Origin of the sequence: Escherichia sp. KS167_9B (assembly GCF_030295215.1) — a bacterium.
Classification (GTDB): Bacteria; Pseudomonadota; Gammaproteobacteria; order Enterobacterales; family Enterobacteriaceae; genus Escherichia; species Escherichia coli_F.
Window position 1 is genome coordinate 792,545 of record NZ_AP025754.1, and the last position, 21,935, is coordinate 814,479.

Here is a 21,935-nt window from a genome sequence, read left to right on the forward strand (position 1 = left end):
ACGCATGAGCGTCGCATCCAACAATGACAAGCGGTGGAGATCTTCTCTGCCGCTTTTTTTTTCATCAATCATCCCCATAATCTCAGTGAGATTTTCGATTTTCACTAACTAACAGTTGTCAGCCTGTCCCGCTTATAAGATCATACGCCGTTATACGTTGTTTACGCTTTGAGGAATCCACGATGAGTGAGGCAGAAGCCCGCCCGACTAACTTTATCCGTCAGATCATCGATGAAGATCTGGCCAGTGGTAAGCACACCACAGTACACACCCGTTTCCCGCCGGAGCCGAATGGCTATCTGCATATTGGCCATGCGAAATCTATCTGCCTGAACTTCGGGATCGCCCAGGACTATAAAGGCCAGTGCAACCTGCGTTTCGACGACACTAACCCGGTAAAAGAAGATATCGAGTACGTTGAGTCGATCAAAAACGACGTTGAGTGGTTAGGTTTTCACTGGTCTGGTAACGTCCGTTACTCCTCCGATTATTTTGATCAGCTCCACGCCTATGCGATCGAACTGATCAATAAAGGCCTGGCGTACGTTGATGAACTGACACCGGAACAGATCCGCGAATACCGCGGCACCCTGACGCAGCCGGGTAAAAACAGCCCGTACCGCGACCGCAGCGTTGAAGAGAACCTGGCGCTGTTCGAGAAAATGCGTACCGGCGGTTTTGAAGAAGGTAAAGCCTGCCTGCGCGCGAAAATCGACATGGCTTCGCCGTTTATCGTGATGCGCGATCCGGTGCTGTACCGCATTAAGTTTGCTGAACACCACCAGACCGGTAACAAGTGGTGCATCTACCCGATGTACGACTTCACCCACTGCATCAGCGATGCGCTGGAAGGTATTACACACTCTCTGTGTACGCTGGAGTTCCAGGATAACCGTCGTCTGTATGACTGGGTACTGGACAACATCACCATTCCTGTTCATCCGCGCCAGTACGAATTCTCGCGCCTGAATCTGGAATACACCGTGATGTCCAAGCGTAAGCTGAACCTGCTGGTGACCGACAAGCACGTTGAAGGCTGGGATGATCCACGTATGCCGACCATTTCCGGTCTGCGTCGTCGTGGTTACACGGCGGCTTCTATTCGTGAGTTCTGCAAACGCATTGGCGTGACCAAGCAGGACAACACCATTGAGATGGCGTCGCTGGAATCCTGCATCCGTGAAGATCTCAATGAAAATGCTCCGCGCGCAATGGCGGTTATCGATCCGGTGAAACTGGTTATCGAAAACTATCAGGGCGAAGGCGAAATGGTCACTATGCCGAACCATCCGAACAAACCTGAAATGGGCAGCCGTCAGGTGCCATTCAGCGGTGAGATTTGGATCGATCGCGCCGATTTCCGCGAAGAAGCTAACAAGCAGTACAAACGTCTGGTGCTGGGTAAAGAAGTGCGTCTGCGTAATGCTTACGTGATTAAAGCGGAACGCGTGGAGAAAGATGCCGAAGGCAATATCACCACCATCTTCTGTACTTATGACGCCGACACCTTAAGCAAAGATCCGGCAGATGGTCGTAAAGTGAAAGGCGTTATTCACTGGGTGAGCGCGGCACATGCGCTGCCGGTTGAAATCCGCCTGTACGATCGTCTGTTCAGCGTGCCGAACCCAGGTGCTGCGGATGATTTCCTGTCGGTGATTAACCCGGAATCGTTGGTGATCAAACAGGGCTTTGCTGAACCGTCGCTGAAAGGCGCGGTAGCGGGCAAAGCATTCCAGTTTGAGCGTGAGGGTTACTTCTGCCTCGACAGCCGCCATTCTACGGCGGAAAAACCGGTATTTAACCGCACCGTTGGGCTGCGTGATACCTGGGCGAAAGTAGGCGAGTAGTTTTAAGTTCTACCAGGCCGGGTGAGGCATTTACGCCACATCCGGCAAGAAACATAGAAACAGTTTCAAACGCTAAATTGCCTGATGCGCTACGCTTATCAGGCCTACATGATCTCTGCCATATATTGAATTTGCGTGCTTTTGTAGGCCGGATAAGGCGTTCACGCCGCATCCGGCAAGAAATAGCAAACAAACCCAAACGCCGCGCTCCGCGGCGTTTTTTTTCTGCTTTTCTTCGCGAATTAATTCCGCTTCATAATTTATTCATAAAGCAAATTTAAAATTACAAATCATAATTAAATAAAATGTAACCGCTTTCATCTTGCTGGAAATTCACGCTTTTATTCTTCTGCAAGCCTTTCAACTGCAAACTTAAGCCTTGTAACAAAAATCATCAAAATATGTGCGGTTGCTCATGTTCTTACATTCTGGTTACAGAAAGAGATTGATAATTCGCGTCGCGAAAAATAGTCTGTTCCTGTAGTCAGCGAGACTTTTCTCAACGCTACTTTTTTAATTTTTATTTTTTTTCGCTGTTCACCTTTGGTGCAGCAATTTATACGTCAAAGAGGATTAACCCATGCGTACGTTTAGTGGCAAACGTAGTACGCTGGCGCTGGCTATCGCCGGTGTTACAGCAATGTCGAGCTTTATGGCAATGCCGGAGGCTCGCGCCGAAGGATTCATCGACGATTCAACCTTAACCGGCGGTATCTATTACTGGCAGCGTGAACGCGACCGTAAAGACGTTACCGACGGCGACAAATACAAAACCAACCTTTCTCACTCCACCTGGAATGCCAACCTCGATTTTCAGTCTGGTTATGCTGCTGATATGTTCGGCCTTGATATTGCGGCGTTTACGGCGATTGAAATGGCGGAAAACGGCGACAGTTCTCACCCGAACGAAATCGCGTTTTCAAAAAGCAATAAAGCCTATGACGAAGACTGGTCCGGCGATAAAAGCGGTATAAGCCTGTATAAAGCAGCGGCCAAATTTAAATACGGTCCGGTGTGGGCGCGGGCAGGTTATATTCAGCCAACCGGTCAGACGCTGTTAGCGCCGCACTGGAGTTTTATGCCGGGTACTTATCAGGGGGCGGAAGCGGGGGCGAATTTTGATTACGGCGATGCTGGTGCGTTGAGTTTCTCCTACATGTGGACCAACGAATATAAAGCGCCGTGGCATCTGGAAATGGATGAGTTTTATCAGAACGATAAAACCACCAAAGTTGATTATCTACACTCCCTTGGGGCGAAGTACGACTTCAAAAATAACTTCGTACTGGAAGCGGCATTTGGTCAGGCAGAAGGGTATATTGATCAGTATTTTGCCAAAGCCAGCTATAAATTTGATATCGCCGGTAGCCCGTTAACCACCAGCTACCAGTTCTACGGTACGCGCGATAAAGTTGACGATCGCAGCGTCAACGACCTTTACGACGGCACTGCCTGGCTGCAAGCGTTGACCTTTGGTTACCGGGCGGCTGACGTAGTGGATTTGCGTCTGGAAGGCACCTGGGTTAAAGCCGACGGTCAGCAGGGATACTTCCTGCAACGTATGACTCCAACCTATGCTTCCTCGAACGGTCGCCTGGATATCTGGTGGGATAACCGTTCTGACTTCAACGCCAACGGCGAAAAAGCGGTCTTCTTCGGTGCGATGTATGACCTGAAAAACTGGAATCTTCCAGGCTTCGCCATCGGCGCTTCCTACGTTTACGCATGGGATGCTAAACCCGCTACCTGGCAGAGCAATCCGGATGCGTACTACGACAAGAACCGGACTATTGAAGAGTCTGCATACAGCCTGGATGCGGTCTACACCATTCAGGACGGTCGCGCCAAAGGCACGATGTTCAAACTGCACTTTACCGAATACGACAACCACTCCGACATCCCAAGCTGGGGCGGTGGTTACGGCAACATCTTCCAGGATGAGCGTGACGTGAAATTTATGGTAATCGCACCATTCACCATCTTCTGATGCCCGACGCGGCAGGTTTTGTGCCTGCCGCACGTTTGAGGAATTTGCAATGAAAAAACTGATTCTCATCGCCATGATGGCATCGGGGCTGGTGGCTTGTGCACAATCCACCGCGCCACAGGAAGACAGCCGTCTGAAAGAAGCTTACAGCGCCTGTATCAACACCGCGCAAGGTTCGCCAGAAAAAATTGAAGCCTGCCAGAGCGTGTTAAACGTGCTGAAGAAAGAGAAACAACATCAGCAGTTTGCCGAGCAGGAAAGTGTCCGTGTGCTGGATTATCAGCAGTGCATTCAGGCAACGCAAACCGGTAATGATCAGGCAGTGAAAGCCGATTGTGATAAAGTCTGGCAGGAAATTCGCAGTAATAACAAATAAGTGAGAGCTGTAACTCTCGCTTTTCTTATTTCCCTTGCATAAAAAAGCCAACCCGCAGGTTGGCTTTTCTCGTTCAGACTGGCTTATTTGCCTTCGTGCGCGTGCTCATCTTCGCGGCAATCGCCTTCGGCACAGTGACCGTAAAGATAGAGACTGTGGTTAGTCAGGCGAATGCCATGTTTTGCGGCAATTTCACGCTGACGCGCTTCGATGGAATCATCACTAAATTCGATAACCTTGCCGCAGTCGAGGCAGATCAGGTGATCGTGGTGATGTTGCTGTGTCAGTTCAAATACGGATTTACCGCCTTCAAAATTGTGGCGGGTGACGATACCAGCGTCGTCAAACTGGTTCAGTACGCGATATACCGTAGCCAGACCAATTTCTTCACCCATATCGATCAGACGTTTGTATAAATCTTCCGCACTGACGTGATGGTTGTCCGGCTCCTGAAGAACTTCCAGGATTTTTAAACGAGGAAGCGTTACTTTCAGGCCAGCTTTCTTTAGGGCGGTATTGTTATCAGTCATGCGGAATCTGTCCTGTTACTAAGCGGTTCACTTCATTAGGAGAAGTGACAGAATTTGCTCTTGAGATAATGCGTATCATTATAGAATTGCCACGCCTAAATGAAAACCACAAGTCCCTGGCAAATATTGTTAATAAAAACGTGGCACAGCTTACATTTACAACGGCAAGGCCACTTGAACACCGGGACATTGTACAGGTACAACAGCAAAAGTTACAAATTTGTAGCAATTATTTTGATTGGCATTATCTATTAATACGGCGTAGACATGAGTCTACGCCGCATCATATCAGGCATTGAGAATTTCGTCGAGATGCAATTCTTCAGAAATCTGTTTAACCCATTTTTCTACACGTTCAGCGGTCAGTTCCGGCTGACGGTCTTCGTCGATAGCCAGACCGACAAAGTGGTCGTCATCTGCCAGACCTTTTGATGCTTCGAAATGGTAGCCCGCAGTTGGCCAGTGACCAACGATGGTTGCACCGCGCGGTTCAATGATGTCGCGGATGGTGCCCAATGCGTCACAGAAGTATTCAGCGTAATCTTCCTGGTCGCCACAACCAAACAGCGCAACCAGTTTGCCATTGAAATCAATCTCTTCGAGAGTCGGGAAGAAGTCATCCCAGTCACACTGCGCTTCGCCGTAATACCAGGTTGGGATGCCCAGCAGCAGAATGTCATATGCTTCCAGATCTTCTTTGCTGCTTTTTGCAATGTCATGGACATCGGCAACGTCTTTACCAAGCTGTTTTTGAATCATTTTTGCGATATTTTCGGTATTACCGGTGTCGCTGCCGAAAAAGATGCCAGTGATAGCCATGAGTGAAATAACCTCTTGAAACTTATTGAAATGGGGGTGGAAAATTGCCCACGGATAAAGGCAATCATAGCAGAACAGGCAGTCTTGCGGAATCAGCAAACGAGCAGGACTGCACACTGTGCTACATGAAAGTGGAAATTTAAACGATGCCCTGACTACGCAGCGCCGCCAGTTGCTGCATTAACATCTCTTCGATCAGTTCGCTACGGCTCATATTGCGCGATTCTGCCAGCTCGTTCAGTGCCTCGACAGCTTCCGCGTTCAGCTTCAGTTCGACACGCTTAAGGCCACGTACTTTGTCGCGTTTTAGCTGGTTGCGTTTATTAATACGCAGCTGTTCATCGCGCGAAAGCGGATTAGTTTTCGGTCGTCCCGGTCGACGCTCGTGCGCGAACAGATCTAATGTCGTACGGTCCGTTTGTTCTTTGGCCATGATCTTGGTGACTTCGGGGGAAACAATCAGCCAGGCGCCTGCCCGGATGGATAGCGCGCCATAATACATCAGCGCGATGAGTCACGCCAACGCCCACGCGCGGAAAGCGACGCGGACGCTGGGTTTTTAATCAGTTACGTTAATCATTGAGATAGCGACGGATAGCGCGTAATACCGCATCCGGTTTTTCAGCATGGACCCAGTGACCCGCGCCAGCAATCACATGCGCTCGTGCCTGTGGAAATTGTGTCAGTAAATCATCACGATACTGCTCGCTAACATACGGAGAATTGCCACCAGGGATAAACAGGGCAGGGTGATCCCATGCCGGGATTTTCTCCCAACCCACAATATGCGGATACTGATCCCACAATACCGGCACGTTAAAGCGCCACTCCCCGTCAACAAAAGATTTCAACAGAAACTGAATCACCCCTTCTTCATTAAGATGCTGGCGCATTATTGCCGCTGCTTGCTGGCGTGTTTGTGCGTCTGATTCACTGACTGCGTTGATGGCCGCGAAAATCTCATCATGACGGCGTACGTGATAGTCGACCGGCGCAATATCAATCGCCACCAGTTTATCGATGCGATCGGGGGCCAGTGCAGTCAGTGCCATCACCGCTTTACCGCCCATTGAGTGTCCAATAAATGTTGCCTTATCGATCTGCTGTGCATCCAGAGTGTCAACAAGATCCTGGGCCATCGCCGGGTAACTCATCACCGGATCTCTCGGGGAAAGACCGTGGTTACGCATATCAACCTGGATGATATTGTGATCGTTTACCAGATCGCGAGCCAGTACGCCAAGGTTGTCGAGGCTGCCAAACAGACCATGGACAAGAACGATGGGAGAATTATTGTGCTGGTTTTGTGCAGTTTGCGCGCGGATATTCAATTTCATGGCAAAGTTCTTTTTTTCGCGTTGTCGGGTTAGGGTATTATGTTGACCATTGTGCCACAGGGCTGCAACAAATAAGGTTTAATCCGAGTTTTTCTGCAAGCCAGGCTTGACGCTATCCGCTGCCGGGATTTATTCATATACTCCTGGCGACTTGTATTCAGCTAAGACACTGCACTGGATTAAGATGAAAACGATTGAAGTTGATGATGAACTCTACAGCTATATTGCCAGCCACACTAAGCATATCGGCGAGAGCGCATCCGACATTTTACGGCGTATGTTGAAATTTTCCGCCGCATCACAGCCTGCTGCTCCGGTGACGAAAGAGGTTCGCGTTGCGTCACCTGCTATCGTCGAAGCGAAGCCGGTCAAAACGATTAAAGACAAGGTTCGCGCAATGCGTGAACTTTTGCTTTCGGATGAATACGCAGAGCAAAAGCGAGCGGTCAATCGCTTCATGCTGCTGTTGTCTACACTATATTCTCTTGACGCCCAGGCGTTTGCCGAGGCCACGGAATCGTTGCACGGTCGTACACGCGTTTACTTTGCGGCAGATGAACAAACGCTGCTGAAAAATGGTAATCAGACCAAGCCGAAACATGTGCCAGGCACGCCGTATTGGGTGATCACCAACACCAACACCGGCCGTAAATGCAGCATGATCGAACACATCATGCAGTCGATGCAATTCCCGGCGGAATTGATTGAGAAGGTTTGCGGAACTATCTAAAACGTTGCAGACAAAGGACAAAGCAATGGCAATCCACAATCGTGCAGGCCAACCTGCACAACAGAGTGATTTGATTAACGTCGCCCAACTGACGGCGCAATACTATGTACTGAAACCAGAAGCAGGGAATGCGGAGCACGCGGTGAAATTCGGTACTTCCGGTCACCGTGGCAGTGCAGCGCGCCATAGCTTTAACGAGCCGCATATTCTGGCGATCGCTCAGGCAATTGCTGAAGAACGTGCGAAAAACTGCATCACTGGCCCTTGCTATGTGGGTAAAGATACTCACGCCCTGTCCGAGCCTGCGTTCATTTCCGTACTGGAAGTGCTGGCAGCGAACGGCGTAGATGTTATTGTGCAGGAAAACAATGGCTTCACTCCGACGCCTGCCGTTTCCAATGCCATCCTGGTTCACAATAAAAAAGGTGGCCCGCTGGCAGACGGTATCGTGATTACACCGTCCCATAACCCGCCAGAAGATGGTGGTATCAAGTACAATCCGCCAAATGGTGGCCCGGCTGATACCAACGTCACCAAAGTGGTGGAAGACAGGGCCAACGCACTGATGGCCGATGGCCTGAAAGGTGTGAAGCGTATCTCCCTCGACGAAGCGATGGCATCCGGTCATGTGAAAGAGCAGGATCTGGTGCAGCCGTTTGTGGAAGGTCTGGCCGATATCGTTGATATGGCGGCGATTCAGAAAGCGGGCCTGACGCTGGGCGTTGATCCGCTGGGCGGTTCCGGTATCGAATACTGGAAGCGTATTGGCGAGTATTACAACCTTAACCTGACCATCGTTAACGATCAGGTCGATCAAACCTTCCGCTTTATGCACCTCGATAAAGACGGCGCGATCCGTATGGACTGTTCCTCCGAGTGTGCAATGGCGGGCCTGCTGGCACTGCGTGATAAGTTCGATCTGGCATTTGCTAACGACCCGGATTATGACCGTCACGGTATCGTCACTCCGGCAGGTTTGATGAATCCTAACCATTACCTGGCAGTGGCGATCAACTACCTGTTCCAGCATCGTCCGCAGTGGGGCAAAGATGTTGCTGTCGGTAAAACGCTGGTTTCTTCTGCGATGATCGACCGCGTGGTCAACGATTTGGGCCGTAAGCTGGTAGAAGTACCGGTAGGTTTCAAATGGTTTGTGGATGGTCTGTTCGACGGCAGCTTCGGCTTTGGCGGCGAAGAGAGCGCAGGGGCTTCCTTTCTGCGTTTCGACGGCACGCCGTGGTCCACCGATAAAGACGGTATCATTATGTGTCTGCTGGCGGCGGAAATCACTGCTGTTACCGGTAAGAACCCGCAGGAACACTACAACGAACTGGCAAAACGCTTTGGTGCGCCGAGCTACAACCGTTTGCAGGCAGCTGCGACTTCCGCACAAAAAGCGGCGCTGTCTAAGCTGTCTCCGGAAATGGTGAGCGCCAGCACCCTGGCAGGTGACCCGATCACCGCGCGCCTGACGGCGGCACCGGGCAACGGTGCTTCTATTGGCGGTCTGAAAGTGATGACTGACAACGGCTGGTTCGCCGCGCGTCCGTCAGGCACGGAAGACGCATACAAAATCTACTGCGAAAGCTTCCTCGGTGAAGAACATCGCAAGCAGATCGAGAAAGAAGCGGTTGAGATTGTTAGCGAAGTTCTGAAAAACGCGTAAACACATTAAATAAGAAAAAGGGCGGTCGGAAGATCGCCCTTTTTACTTATGATAGCCTGATACGCTACGTTCATCAGGCCTACGAGGATGGTGCAATATATTGAATTTGCACTATTTTGTAGGACGGATAAGGCGTTCACGCCGCATCCGGCATGAACAACGAGTACTTTGCCAACAAACTGAATAGCTCAAGGGAATTCAAAATGAAGACCAAAAGGAGTCTGGTCGTCAGAGTGGCATTAATTACCGCCACACTACTGCTGACAGCATGCGCCCAACCTGAACAATCATCATTAGCTGGTGACTGGTTACTGACCCCTAAAGATAAAACCAGAGGATTAACGGGTAGCATTGCGGTAAATATTGCGCCTTCCCGGTGTAAGACAAATTGCCGTGGCGATAACTTACCTGATAATACCCGCCGCTGGCAGTTGTCAGGCGGGAACGAAAAAGAACTTACTTATCTTCATGATATGTCAGCACAAGAAAAGACCGGTTTAAATCCTGAATGGCAATGCTACACCTCATTTTTTATGGGGATTTGCCAGGGTAAGCCCGGCACTCGACCGATAGTTAATGAGGATTATGTCAGCGAAAGCGGATTTTTTGGCTCGATGATGCATGTCGGGATTATTGAGTTGCGACGCTGTCAGTCAGAAAATTGCCAGCAAGAATTGAAAGCGATAAACACACATTAAAATAGCGAGTCCGGGAATGAAACCCGGACCTGAACATGTCTTATTGCGTGATTGTTTCTTTCATTTGATACTGCATTTCCCAGAGTTCAGTAAGCGAAATAACTTTTCTTGTTCTTGCTTCTTCACTTTGTACCCATAAGAAAGGGTAGAAAGTGAAGGCTTCCGTTGCCGATAATTTTATTACGTCTTCTTGCCATTGCGGCCAGCGTACATTTTCATAGAAGGTATCTAAATCACCGGATAATGCCCACTGAAGAAACTCAGAATATCCAACCTCCAGACTTTCCCAATTCAGCGTATCTGGCGCAAAATAATAAACGCAGCCAGTATCTTCCCCAAGATCGCCACCATTAAGAGCAAAAATTCCCCCTGCGACATCATCGGCGATGGGTAAAGCCCGCACGCTTGCGAATTCAGGGCGTTGTGTCCAACTTGCTGGATCTCGTGGTAACCGGGGGTGACCAGAGCCTGCTATGCGTAACCAACCGTTATCAATCAGCAGACCTCCGGAGCCATAGACAAGCGCACCCATCGGTGATTTTGTTGTAACCTGTAATTGATAAAGTGCGGTTTCGGCTAAATCTTTATTAACCGGTAAGAGTTCGGCATGGTTTGTGGCTTCTTTTAACCAATTCTGGATTATTGTCCAGGCTGAATCTTCAGTATTTACTAACTGACTCACTTCACGCATCGCTACTTGCTCCTTGTGTGCTACGGTGTCATTTATGATGAGGCATTGTATGGGACATTTTTTAAATATTAAGTTCCTTATATTTGAATAAAAAATGACTTTATCCATACATTGCCACTTTTTTCAAAGCATAAACCGATACCCAATACCGGTTTCAGTAATGAAATGGCGGGGCGGACGTGATCCTGTTCCAGTTTTTGTCGCAAATGCCTCATATAATTACGCAAATAGTTGCTGTGTTCGACCGCGTTTGGATCCTACACCTGCCGGATGCGGCATAAATAACGAACTCTTTGTCAACAAACAGAAAGGGCGATCATTCAATCGCCCTTTTTTTGTGCACAGAAAACCCCCAGCTAGGCTGGGGGTTCCGGAAAGCTTTCAGCTTTGAGCCAGTTATTAAAACCCCTTTTGATTTGTTAAAACACCTTGCGGTCTGGCAACTGCAAGTGTCAAACAAGAAATCAAAAGGGGGTCCCAATGGGGGACGAAAAGAGCTTAGCGCACACCCGCTGGAACTGTAAATATCACATAGTTTTTGCGCCGAAATACCGAAGACTGGCGTTTTACGGAGAGAAGCGTAGGGCGATAGGCAGTATTTTGAGAAAGCTGTGTGAGTGGAAAAGCGTACGGATTCTGGAAGCAGAGTGCTGCGCAGATCATATCCATATGCTTGTGGAAATCCCACCCAAAATGAGCGTATCCGGCTTTATGGGATATCTGAAAGGGAAAAGCAGTCTGATGCTTTACGAGCAGTTTGGGGATTTGAAATTCAAATACAGAAACAGGGAGTTCTGGTGCCGAGGGTACTATGTCGATACGGTGGGTAAGAACACGGCGAAGATACAGGACTACATAAAGCACCAGCTTGAAGAGGATAAAATGGGGGAGCAGTTATCGATTCCATATCCGGGCAGCCCGTTTACGGGCCGTAAGTAACGAAGTTGAATGCAAATGTCAGATCGTATGCGCCTGTTAGGGCGCGGCTGGTAACAGAGCCTTACAGGCGCATTTGAAAAACCTCCGGCTATGCCGGAGGATATTTATTTCGCTTTTTTTAACCGTGTTTGTTTTTCAGTTCAAAGCGTGGTGATACCAGACCATACAGTGTCCAACCAAGGAAAGTCACGATGGAACCGTACAGCATGGCTTCTTCCCCGGATGAGTACAGCGCATAGAAACTGTACATCGCACCAACAAAGGCAACAAAGTTTGCTACTTTCGCTTTTGATGGTGGCACATTGGCGACCTTCTGAATAATGACTAATGCCGCCATCGACAGAATATATGGGATGATATTGGTCACCACGGCCAGGTTAACCAGCACGTTGAACTGGCTGTTCAGTGACGGGCTAATGGTCATCAGTGCCAATCCACTCTGAATAATCACAATGGTCAACATCCCCTGAACCGGTGCATCCACTTTGGTTACACGGGAGAAAATTTTAGGGAAGTAGCCTTCATCAGATGAAGATTTAAACACCTGGGCAATGGTGAACTGCCAGCCAAGCAGTGAACCGCAGCAGGACATCACCATCAGCGCCATAATGACTTTACCCACTTCCGGTGTGAACATTTGCGCGAAGGCCAGACCAAATGGTGCCGTTGAATTTGCCAGCTCCATATTGGGCACAATCCCGGCAATCACGTTGGTGGAGACGATATAAATCACCGCCGCACCTAACGTACCGCCGAGTACCGCGATTGGCACATTACGTTCCGGGTTTTCCACTACATCAGTATTCGCACACGCAGACTCCAGACCAAGAAAAGCCCACAGCGTCATGGCGATGGAAGAACCTACCGCACTGAAGAACGGTGCATGATGCGGATTCCAGGAATCAACGTAAAGTGTCGGGCTAAACCAGAACCAGCCGATAACGCACAGGCCTACCACCGGAATAATGACCCCCCACACGGTAATGCTACTGATTTGCCCGGTAATGCGCGCACCACCAAAGTTAGCCACGGTACAAATCCACAGCACTCCGATGGTTGCCAGACCAATCTGCACTGGTGACAAACTCGCGCCGAGCAGTTCGGTGCCGTAACCAACTGCCGAAATAGCAATCGCCACGTTAGCAATCAGCAGCGAGACGCCGTAGGTATAGTTCGCCATAAAGTTACCGGATTTACCGAAAGCATACTCGGCATAACCGCCCATACCGCCTGATTTACGGCTGAACATACCGCATTTTGCGAATGCCCATGCCAGCGCCATTGAGCCTACGGCTGTCACCAACCAGGAGATTATTGAGATTGTCCCAACTTCGGCAAGCTTTGTCGGCAGCATGATGATGCCGGAGCCCATCATGTTGACCATCGTCAGTATGGTTAACTGAACGACGCCCATTTTGTTCGATTTAGCCTGACTCATAATTTTTCCCCTTTCAACAGGGTGCTTTGCGCATCACGAGGCTTGATGACATAGCACCAAACTTGCTTACGACCATCATGTTCTTCGATATAGACACCCTGCAGCTCCGGTGCAAAACCTGGCAGCAGGTTGATCCCTTCTTCCAGAGCGCTGAAGTAATGCAGAACAGCACCACCCCAGATTTCACCCGGAACAACACACAGCACACCCGGAGGATAAGGAAGCGCACCTTCGGCTGCGATACGGCCTTCTGCATCCGGCAGACGAACCAATTCCACTTCACCGCGTAAGTAGGCATAGTTGGCTTCCTGTGGATTCATGCTGACGCGTGGGAAGTGTTCCTTACGGAACATCTCTTTTTGCAGTTGTTTCACGTTGTGACGGGCATACAAATCATGCATTTCCTGGCACAACTGACGCAGGGTATAACCGGCGTAGCGCTCTTCATGCTGTTTGTAGATGGAAGGCAATACTTCCGCCAGAGGCGCATCAGCTTCCAGTAGTTTTTCGAAGCGTACCAGCAGGGCAACAAGTTGCTGCAGTTTGGCCATATCTTCTGCCGGAGTCAGCAGGAAGAGGATGGAGTTAAGATCGCATTTTTCCGGCACTACGCCATTTTCGCGCAGGAAGTTAGCAAGAATCGTCGCGGGTACACCGAATGCTTCATATTCGCCGTTACGTGCATCAATGCCAGGAGTTGTCAGCAACAGTTTGCACGGATCGACAAAGTATTGGTTCTCTGCGTAACCTTCAAAAGAATGCCAGTGCTCACCGGGTACAAATTTAAAGAAGCGCAGATCAACCGCAATTTGCGCTGTTTCATACGATTGCCAGGGTTTACCATCCACCAGTTCAGGAACGAACGGACGAATGTGCTGACAGTTATCGAGGATCAATTTGCGGGCATTAATACCGTTAACCACACAATCCATCCACATATTACGACCGCTGACACCTTCATGCATTTTGGCGTTAATATCCAGTGCGGCAAACAGCGGATAGAACGGGCTGGTGGAGGCGTGCATCATAAAGGCGTTGTTCATGCGTTTGTGCGGGACATAACGCTGTTGCCCTTTGATATGGCTGTCTTTTTTATGAATTTGTGAAGTCTGAGAAAAACCAGCCTGCTGCTTATGTACAGATTGCGTAACCAGAATACCCGGATCGTTCTCATTAAGCTCCAGTAGCAGCGGCGAACAGTCCGCCATCATCGGAATAAACTGTTCATAGCCGACCCATGCTGAGTCAAACAGGATGTAGTCACACAGATGACCGATTTTATCCACCACCTGGCGGGCGTTATAAATAGTACCGTCGTAGGTGCCTAACTGAATCACAGCGAGGCGGAACGGACGCGCCTCTTTTGCCCGTTGCGGTGCAACTTCTCTAATCAGTTCACGCAGATAACTTTCTTCGAAGCAGTGCGCATCAATACCACCGATAAAACCATACGGGTTACGTGCTGTTTCCAGATAAACCGGTGTTGCACCAGCCTGTAGCAAGGCCCCGTGGTGGTTAGACTTATGGTTATTGCGGTCAAACAGCACCAGATCACCCGGTGTTAGCAGGGCGTTTAAAACCACTTTGTTGGAAGAGGAGGTGCCGTTTAAAACAAAGTACGTTTTATCGGCATTAAACACTTTAGCCGCATGTTGCTGTGCAATGCATGGCGCACCTTCATGAATCAGTAGATCGCCCATTGCTACGTCGGCATTACACAAGTCGGAGCGGAAGAGCATTTCACCAAAATATTCCACGAACTGATTGCCTGCCGGATGGCGACGGAAAAACTCACCCCCCTGATGACCCGGGCAGTCAAAAGCGCTATTGCCCTGATTGACATAATCGACCAGTGCGCGGAAGAAGGGCGGGCGCAACTGCGTTTCATAATGGCTGGCAGCGGTTTCTAACTGACGTCCGTAAAATTCTTTCCGTGATTCACAATGCTCGAAGACACCAGTAATACGTGGCAGATATTCTGCTGGTACACGTTCTTCATTTTCCGTTGCAATAAAAACAGGAATGCCATAGCCAGTAGCGTCTATTTCATCGAGTTTTCCACGTTCAACATCATTGACTGATAAAATAATGGCGGCAACGTCAATATAATTACTTTCGTCAATATTCACGCATGCACGATGAGTGGAAAAACAATCCGGGCAAGAACGACTAACGGCAATTTTTAATTCTGACATTTTGTTCATCTCTTTATTTCAGGTAATAGCAGGTCCTCAATTTCTCAGAGGAGAAATCGATCACGCCGGAAAAAAAGCAAAACTCCACCGCTGATAAATAAATCAGTAGTTTGCTTTTTGCAGATGCAATAACCCAGACCAGCCCGGTAACTGGCTATACTCGTCATACTTCAAGTTGCTAGTGCTGCGACTTGAATTATTTAGAGTTTAAAAGGGTTAGCAGTATATGAGCACCGAGGGATACAGGTATTAACCTGTAATGCTTAAAGTCAGGGAGACCTGTACGCTGGGGTGCCCTTTAGTCAGAAGACTAACGGGCATTAAAGAAATGAAAGTCAAAACTATTACGATGGGCAAACTTCATGATATGGGTTGTCCGCCTTATATGAGGCATTAAGCGGTTATTATTTTCCATTTACCTTTACCTTTTGCTGTGTCAGTTGAAGGTAGAGTTATTCTATCCATGAAAAGGCTATAAACTGTGAAGAAGATCAACAAAAAACGATCACACCCCAAATAATAAATCGTTAATTATGAATAGCGCCATATTAGATGCTGTTTTGTTGTTTAAATGTTGCAATTTCGTAGGTTATATTTTCATTAAGAAATTAAACCTGCCAAATAATAATTTTCGGGGCAGGTTTAATAATAAATTAATAATTAGTTAAGCGTATTTATTGAATAATAATTCATGGCATAAACCGATACCCAATACCGGTTTCAGTAATAAAATGGCGAGGGCGGGCGGGATCTTGCTCCAGTTTTTGTCGCAGATGCCCCATATAAATACGCAAATAATGGCTGTGTTCGACCGCGTTTGGTCCCCACACCTGAATGAGTAACTGGCGCTGGGTGAGCACTTTTCCGGCATTGTTGAGCAGCACCGCCAGCAGGCGGAATTCAATCGGGGTGAGATGCACCTCTTCCTCACTGCGGTGAATCACGCGGGCGGCTAAATCGACGGTAACATCAGAAAATTTCACCCGCGGATCGGGCGCGGTGGTAGCAGAGTGGCGGCGTAAAGCAACGCGCAGACGGGCCTGCAATTCACCAATGCCAAACGGCTTACTCAGGTAATCATCCGCTCCAGCATCCAGCGCGGCGATTTTGTCGCTCTCTTCGCTACGTGCGGAAAGCACAATCACCGGCACCGCGCTCCACTGGCGCAGGTCGCGGATAAACTCAATCCCATCACCGTCTGGCAGGCCGAGATCGAGAATAATCAAATCTGGCTTACGAGTTGCCGCTTCCAGCAGCCCCCGTTGCAGCGTTTCGGCTTCAAAAACGCGCATACCGTCACCCTCCAGCGCCGTGCGCAGAAAGCGACGAATAGCCTGTTCATCTTCAACAATCAGAACGTTTGTCACATATCCTCATGAAATTCTTCAAGTTCAGGGGCAGTTTGCTGGGGAAGTGTAACACGAAAACAGGCACCACCTTCCGGTCGGTTGAACGCGGTAATGGTGCCGCCGTGTACATCCACAATCGCCCGACAAATTGCCAGCCCAAGCCCGACGCCCGGCACCGCCGACTCTTTATTCCCGCGGGCAAACTTATCGAATATCGTCTGCTCCTGGCCTGGCGGAAGACCGGGGCCGTTATCCCAGACATCCAGTTGTAGATTTTCGCCCTCAACGTGGGCATCGATACCAATTTCGGCCTGTGCACCCGCGTATTTCACCGCGTTCTCCAGCAGATTAATCAGCACCCGTTCAAAGAGTGGCCCGTCAACGTGGATTAAGGTCAGCGGTTCTGGCAGAGAAAGATTGATGGGCGACGATAAACCCGGTTCCAGCATTTGCAGCGCGCTGCCGACCACTTCTTCCAGCGTTAACCACTCTTTCTTCAAATTAAAGCCGCCGGACTGAATTCGCGCCATATCCAGTAGATTATTCACCAGTCGGGTCGTGTTCAGCACATGCTGACGAATCTCGCTGGCCTGGTGGGCGTGGGGCGATCCTTCGCTTGCCAGATCGAGCGTTAAGATTTCTGCCTGACCGAACAGCACCGTAAGCGGCGTGCGTAAATCGTGCGAAAGCGCCGCCAGCAGGGCGTTGCGGATCTGTTCACGTTCGCTTGCCATCCGCGCCTGTTCTTCGCTGGCGGTCAGCGTCAGGCGTTCCAGGGCATTGGCGACTAACAACGTAAACGTCTCCAGCAGGCGTTGCTGTTCCGGGATCATCAACTGGCGCAGATTCCCCGGTTCCACCACCACCAGTCCGTAGGTTTTCTCGCCGCTTTTTAACGGCAAAATCTGGTATGGCACACCGGGTAACGTGTCGGTGCCCGCGCCCGCAGGCAGGCCTTTATCAAAACTCCACTGCGCGATGGCATCTTCCCACGGCGTCATTCCTTGCGGATGTGTTAACGGCTGTAATTTACCTTTGTCATCGGGCAACAACACCTGGCTGCGGGCATGAAATGTAGAAGCAATAAATTGTTCGCTGGTGGCGGCGATGTCCTGCGGACTGCGGCCCACAGCCAGAGCTTTCGACATTTCATATAAGTGTCGTGTGCGTTGCTCGCGGTAACGGGCTACCCGCGCCTGATAACGTACGCCAGCAGTAAGATTCCCGATCACCAGCCCGACGGTTAACATCACCGCGAAAGTCAGCAGATACTGCACATCAGAGACGGCGAGCGTGCCGCGTGGGGCGATAAAAAAGAGATCGAAACTCACCACATTAATGACGGTAGCAAGCACCGAAGGCCAGCGTCCATAAAACAGTGCCACTACCACCACGCCAAGCAGATACAGCATCACCAGGTTGGCGGCATCAAACGCCATCAGCCATTGCATGGCAATTAAGGTGATAACGGCGCATAACGCGGCGGCAACCACGCATCCCTGAATTTGTACCCGCCACTTGTCTTTAAAAGAGCGGCTATCCGGCGCGTTGTTAATCGTGCGGGCGGGTGGTTCATCAAGCGCGACCAGCACCTGATCGAGATCGGGGGCGATGCGCGCCAGTCGGTCAGCAAAAGTTTCCCGACGCCACCAGCGGCGTGAGGCCGGGCGACCGAGAATAATCTTGCCGAGATTATGTTCACGGGCATAACGCACTACGGCTTTTTCTTCCGCCGGATCAGAAAGTGTTGCTGTCTCCGCGCCCAGCTCCTGCGCCAGACGTAAGGCGCTGAGAATTGCCCGACGTTTTTTCTCCGGTAAGCGATGCAGGGCAGGGGTTTCAACATACACCGCGTGCCAGACGCTACCCAGCCGTGACGCCAGCCGCGCCGCCGCGCGGACCAGTTTCTCACTACCGATGTTATGCCCGATGCATAAAAGGATCGCGTCGCGCGTGTGCCAGACTTTCTCTTCGCCAGGATGCCCCCGCCAGGCGCGCATTTGCTCATCTACGCGATCGGCAGTACGGCGCAGTGCCAGTTCGCGCAGGGCGATCAGATTGCCTTTGCGGAAAAAATGTTCAATGGCGCGCTCCGCCTGCCCGGCAATATAGACTTTGCCTTCTTTCAGCCGTTGACGCAGATCGTCCGGGGGCAAGTCCACCAGCACTACGTCGTCGGCAGCATCAAAAAAGGGATCGGGCACGGTTTCCCGCACCTGAATTCCGGTGACGCCACTGACCACATCATTCAGACTTTCCAGATGCTGAACGTTGACGGTAGTGAAAACATCAATGCCTGCTTCCAGCAGCTCTTCAATGTCCTGCCAGCGTTTAGGATGACGAGAACCTGGCGCATTACTGTGCGCCAGTTCGTCCATTAAGATCAGCGCCGGACGGCGGGCGAGGGCGGCATCGAGATCAAACTCGCTGATATGCCGCCCACGGTACGCCTGGCGTTTTAGCGGCAGAACAGCCAGCCCTTCCAGCATTGCGGCGGTATCTTTCCGTCCGTGAGTTTCAACCACGCCAACCACAATATCCAGCCCTTGCGCCCGCAGTCGTTGGGCTTCTGCCAGCATCGCCCAGGTCTTCCCGACGCCTGCACAGGCACCGAAAAAAACTTTCAGCTTCCCCCGATGCGGCGCGGCAGTTTGTTCCAGCAGACGATCGGGGTCGGGACGTAAGGGTTCGTTATTCATCAAGCTTATCCAGCGCCAGATTGAGTTCGACAATGTTGACGACCGGCTGGCCGATATATTTCACCAGCGGTTGTTGGCTGTATTTTGCGATCAGCTGCGTGAGCTGTTCAACGCTGAGATTACGCGCTTTCGCCACGCGAGGAATCTGCCAGACCGCCGCTTGCGGGGTAATATTATTGTCCAGCCCGCTTGCCGACGCCGTCACCAGTTCAACCGGAACGTTCGTGCTGGCATCCGGGTTAGCAGCCCGTAATACGGCAACGCGTGCAGCGATTTGTTTATCCAGCTCAGGGTTACTGACCGCCAGATTGCTCCCGCCAGAAGCCTGTGGATTATAGGGCATTTCTGCCGTTGCCGACGGGCGACCATGAAAATAGCCGTTGCCGGTAAAATTCTGCCCGATTAATGCCGAGCCGCGCACCGTATCACCTTCGCGAATCAACGAACCATTGGCCTGCCAGGGAAACCACCATTGCCCCAGCGCGGTGGTCAGCAGCGGGTAAACACCGCCAGTAATCAGTAACAAAAAGAGAAATGTTGATAATGCCGGACGTAATCCACGCATGGTAAACCTCACACCAGACCGCAAACGGTCAGCAGTAAATCAATGACTTTGATACCAATAAACGGCACCAGCAGCCCACCCAGACCGTAAATCCATAAGTTACGGCGCAACATGGCAGAAGCGGTAAGCGGTTTATAACTCACGCCTTTTAACGCCAGGGGAATCAAAAAGACGATAATCAAGGCGTTGAAAATGACCGCACTGAGAATGGCGGAGTCGGGCGAATGCAGGCGCATGATGTTCAGCGCATTTAACTGCGGATACGTTGCCGCGAACGCCGCCGGAATAATGGCGAAGTATTTCGCCACATCGTTGGCAATGCTGAAGGTGGTCAGCGAGCCACGGGTCATCAGCATCTGTTTGCCAATATGCACCACCTCGATCAACTTGGTCGGGTTAGAGTCGAGATCCACCATATTGCCCGCTTCTTTCGCCGCCTGAGTGCCGGAGTTCATCGCCACCGCGACATCGGCCTGCGCCAGCGCCGGAGCATCGTTGGTGCCGTCGCCGGTCATCGCCACCAAACGGCCTTCCGCCTGATACTGACGAATTAACGCCAGCTTGGCCTCCGGTGTCGCTTCAGCGAGAAAATCATCGACGCCCGCTTCCGCGGCAATGGCGGCGGCAGTCAGACGGTTATCGCCAGTAATCATCACCGTTTTTATGCCCATTTGGCGCAGCTGGGCGAAGCGCTCTTTAATGCCGCCTTTGACGATATCTTTCAGCGCAATAACGCCCAGCACGCGGGAACCTTCCACCACTACCAGAGGCGTGGCCCCCTGACGCGCAACCTGATCGACTTTTTGATCGACATCGGCAGGGAAGTGACCACCGTTAGCTTCAATATGGCGGCGAATGGCATCGACAGAACCTTTACGGATCATACGGTTGTCGATATTGATCCCGCTCATTCGACTTTGCGCAGTAAACGGTACAAAAGTGGCGTGAAGCGACTGCACATCGCGCTCGCGCAGGTTAAAACGCTGCTTGGCGAGGATCACAATACTGCGGCCTTCCGGCGTTTCGTCGGCCAGCGAAGCCAGTTGTGCTGCGTCGGCCAGCGTTTTTTCCTCTACGCCCTGCGCGGGGATAAACTCTGATGCCTGACGGTTACCGAGGGTGATGGTGCCAGTTTTATCCAGCAACAGAACGTCAACGTCACCCGCCGCTTCAACGGCGCGTCCGCTGGTGGCAATCACATTCGCGCCCAGCATCCGACTCATTCCGGCGACGCCGATCGCTGACAACAGGCCGCCGATGGTGGTTGGAATCAGACAGACCAGCAGCGCCACCAGTACCGTTACACTGACTGCATTACCGCCCCACGCGGAAAACGGCCACAGCGTGGCGGTTGCCAGTAAAAAGACGATAGTCAGGGCAATCAGCAGGATGGTCAGGGCAATCTCGTTCGGCGTTTTGCGTCGCTGTGCGCCTTCCACCATCGCGATCATCCGATCCAGAAATGTCTCACCGGGGTTAACGCTGCACTCAATCACCAGCCAGTCAGAAAGAATACGCGTGCCGCCGGTGACGGAGGCAAAATCGCCGCCGGATTCACGGATCACCGGTGCCGATTCCCCAGTGATGGCGCTTTCATCGACCGATGCACCACCTTCAATAACTTCGCCATCGCAGGGGATAATATCGCCCGCTTCAACCAGCACAATATCGCCTTTACGCAGTTGATCGGCAGGAACTTTGTCTGTCGCAGCGCCATATTTCGGCTCACGCAGTTTGCGGGCAAAGGCGGTTTTTTTTACACCTTTCAGACTGTTGGCCTGCGCTTTACTGCGGCCTTCAGCCAGCGCCTCGGCGAAATTAGCGAACAGTACGGTGACCCACAGCCATGCGCTAATTGCCGCGCTAAACAGCGCATTGCCAGGCATCGCGCCGCTTGCCATTGCAATGCTAATAAAGGTGGTTAACAGACTGCCGATCCAGACGATAAACATCACCGGATTGCGCCATTGCGCCTGCGGGTTTAATTTTTTCACCGCTTCTTTCAGCGCCTGAACGACAAGTGTTGGTTCGAATAGCGCCAGTTGTTTACGACTCATATTCAGTGCTCA

General features: G+C 50.8%; 21 protein-coding genes and 1 pseudogene. 7 read left to right on the forward strand and 15 right to left on the reverse strand.

The genetic code is table 11. The features are described from left to right. The first annotated feature begins 182 nt into the window (after nucleotides 1–182). The 3 genes from glnS (at nucleotide 183) to QUE34_RS03730 (ending at nucleotide 4,210) form a co-directional block, all read left to right on the forward strand. Entirely contained in the window at nucleotides 183–1,847 is a 1,665-nt protein-coding gene (glnS, locus tag QUE34_RS03720; protein ID WP_032302684.1) for a glutamine--tRNA ligase, read from the forward strand. A gap of 580 nt (nucleotides 1,848–2,427) precedes the next feature. Next, entirely contained in the window at nucleotides 2,428–3,834 is a 1,407-nt protein-coding gene (gene chiP, locus QUE34_RS03725) for a chitoporin ChiP (RefSeq protein ID WP_032183660.1), read from the forward strand. 49 nt (nucleotides 3,835–3,883) lie between these two features. Then, a complete protein-coding gene (locus QUE34_RS03730) occupies nucleotides 3,884–4,210 on the forward strand; it encodes a ChiQ/YbfN family lipoprotein (RefSeq protein ID WP_000733594.1) in 327 nt (108 codons plus the stop codon). An 83-nt stretch (nucleotides 4,211–4,293) separates the two neighbouring features. Here QUE34_RS03730 and fur read toward each other — a convergent pair whose 3' ends face one another. The 5 genes from fur to ybfF all read right to left on the reverse strand — a co-directional run bounded on the left by fur (nucleotide 4,294) and on the right by ybfF (nucleotide 6,896). After that, on the reverse strand, nucleotides 4,294–4,740 hold the full coding sequence (gene fur, locus QUE34_RS03735; RefSeq protein WP_000131702.1) for a ferric iron uptake transcriptional regulator: 447 nt from the start codon (nucleotides 4,738–4,740) through the stop codon (nucleotides 4,294–4,296). Further along, complete coding sequence (uof, locus tag QUE34_RS03740; protein ID WP_001695552.1) at nucleotides 4,733–4,819, reverse strand: fur leader peptide; 87 nt, start codon at nucleotides 4,817–4,819, stop codon at nucleotides 4,733–4,735. The genes fur and uof overlap by 8 nt, the downstream gene beginning before the upstream one ends. Nucleotides 4,820–5,028: 209 nt before the next feature. Continuing rightward, a complete protein-coding gene (fldA, locus tag QUE34_RS03745) occupies nucleotides 5,029–5,559 on the reverse strand; it encodes a flavodoxin FldA (protein WP_001018618.1) in 531 nt (176 codons plus the stop codon). Between the two features lie 139 nt (nucleotides 5,560–5,698). Beyond that, on the reverse strand, nucleotides 5,699–5,992 hold the full coding sequence (gene ybfE / locus QUE34_RS03750; protein WP_001300829.1) for a LexA regulated protein: 294 nt from the start codon (nucleotides 5,990–5,992) through the stop codon (nucleotides 5,699–5,701). A 139-nt stretch (nucleotides 5,993–6,131) separates the two neighbouring features. Beyond that, entirely contained in the window at nucleotides 6,132–6,896 is a 765-nt protein-coding gene (ybfF, locus tag QUE34_RS03755; protein ID WP_032302685.1) for an esterase, read from the reverse strand. Between the two features lie 184 nt (nucleotides 6,897–7,080). On the opposite strand from ybfF, the gene seqA reads away from it, so the two are divergent. From seqA to QUE34_RS03770, 3 genes are all read left to right on the forward strand, one after another. Beyond that, the gene (seqA, locus tag QUE34_RS03760) at nucleotides 7,081–7,626 is read left to right on the forward strand and encodes a replication initiation negative regulator SeqA (RefSeq protein WP_000848387.1); all 546 of its coding nucleotides are present in this window, start codon (nucleotides 7,081–7,083) and stop codon (nucleotides 7,624–7,626) included. Between the two features lie 25 nt (nucleotides 7,627–7,651). After that, nucleotides 7,652–9,292 carry a phosphoglucomutase (alpha-D-glucose-1,6-bisphosphate-dependent) gene (gene pgm, locus QUE34_RS03765; protein WP_105268406.1) on the forward strand — a complete coding sequence of 547 codons (1,641 nt, stop codon included), beginning with the start codon at nucleotides 7,652–7,654 and terminating at the stop codon, nucleotides 9,290–9,292. A 203-nt stretch (nucleotides 9,293–9,495) separates the two neighbouring features. Next, nucleotides 9,496–9,990 (forward strand): hypothetical protein, encoded by a 495-nt coding sequence (locus QUE34_RS03770; protein ID WP_000851056.1) that lies wholly within the window; start codon nucleotides 9,496–9,498, stop codon nucleotides 9,988–9,990. A 40-nt stretch (nucleotides 9,991–10,030) separates the two neighbouring features. On the opposite strand, the gene QUE34_RS03775 is transcribed toward QUE34_RS03770, so the two are convergent. Together QUE34_RS03775 and QUE34_RS03780 are read right to left on the reverse strand one after the other, a co-directional pair. Next, a complete protein-coding gene (locus tag QUE34_RS03775; protein WP_032302686.1) occupies nucleotides 10,031–10,681 on the reverse strand; it encodes a DUF2625 domain-containing protein in 651 nt (216 codons plus the stop codon). A 123-nt stretch (nucleotides 10,682–10,804) separates the two neighbouring features. Then, nucleotides 10,805–10,935, reverse strand: a pseudogene (locus tag QUE34_RS03780) (winged helix-turn-helix domain-containing protein); the annotation flags it as partial. Nucleotides 10,936–11,161: 226 nt separating this feature from the next. Between QUE34_RS03780 and tnpA the strand changes: the two are divergent. Continuing rightward, nucleotides 11,162–11,620, forward strand: a complete 459-nt coding sequence (gene tnpA / locus QUE34_RS03785; protein WP_000502112.1) for an IS200/IS605 family transposase — start codon at nucleotides 11,162–11,164, stop codon at nucleotides 11,618–11,620. 118 nt (nucleotides 11,621–11,738) lie between these two features. Here tnpA and potE read toward each other — a convergent pair whose 3' ends face one another. The 8 genes from potE to kdpB form a co-directional block, all read right to left on the reverse strand. Continuing rightward, nucleotides 11,739–13,058, reverse strand: a complete 1,320-nt coding sequence (gene potE, locus QUE34_RS03790; RefSeq protein WP_000075850.1) for a putrescine-ornithine antiporter — start codon at nucleotides 13,056–13,058, stop codon at nucleotides 11,739–11,741. Then, nucleotides 13,055–15,253 (reverse strand): ornithine decarboxylase SpeF, encoded by a 2,199-nt coding sequence (gene speF, locus QUE34_RS03795; protein WP_032302743.1) that lies wholly within the window; start codon nucleotides 15,251–15,253, stop codon nucleotides 13,055–13,057. Before speF ends, potE begins: the two co-directional genes overlap by 4 nt. 310 nt (nucleotides 15,254–15,563) lie before the next feature. Further along, a complete protein-coding gene (speFL, locus tag QUE34_RS03800; protein WP_001312672.1) occupies nucleotides 15,564–15,668 on the reverse strand; it encodes a leader peptide SpeFL in 105 nt (34 codons plus the stop codon). Then, nucleotides 15,647–15,778, reverse strand: a complete 132-nt coding sequence (locus QUE34_RS28410) for a TonB-dependent receptor (protein WP_103253904.1) — start codon at nucleotides 15,776–15,778, stop codon at nucleotides 15,647–15,649. Before QUE34_RS28410 ends, speFL begins: the two co-directional genes overlap by 22 nt. A 164-nt stretch (nucleotides 15,779–15,942) precedes the next feature. Continuing rightward, the gene (gene kdpE / locus QUE34_RS03805) at nucleotides 15,943–16,620 is read right to left on the reverse strand and encodes a two-component system response regulator KdpE (RefSeq protein WP_032302693.1); all 678 of its coding nucleotides are present in this window, start codon (nucleotides 16,618–16,620) and stop codon (nucleotides 15,943–15,945) included. Then, nucleotides 16,617–19,301: a two-component system sensor histidine kinase KdpD gene (kdpD, locus tag QUE34_RS03810; protein WP_103253903.1), complete on the reverse strand. Its 2,685-nt coding sequence runs from the start codon at nucleotides 19,299–19,301 to the stop codon at nucleotides 16,617–16,619. The genes kdpE and kdpD overlap by 4 nt, the downstream gene beginning before the upstream one ends. Continuing rightward, nucleotides 19,294–19,866, reverse strand: a complete 573-nt coding sequence (gene kdpC / locus QUE34_RS03815) for a K(+)-transporting ATPase subunit C (protein WP_103253902.1) — start codon at nucleotides 19,864–19,866, stop codon at nucleotides 19,294–19,296. The genes kdpD and kdpC overlap by 8 nt, the downstream gene beginning before the upstream one ends. Before the next feature lie 8 nt (nucleotides 19,867–19,874). Then, a complete protein-coding gene (gene kdpB, locus QUE34_RS03820) occupies nucleotides 19,875–21,923 on the reverse strand; it encodes a potassium-transporting ATPase subunit KdpB (RefSeq protein ID WP_032302696.1) in 2,049 nt (682 codons plus the stop codon). Nucleotides 21,924–21,935 lie beyond the last annotated feature (12 nt).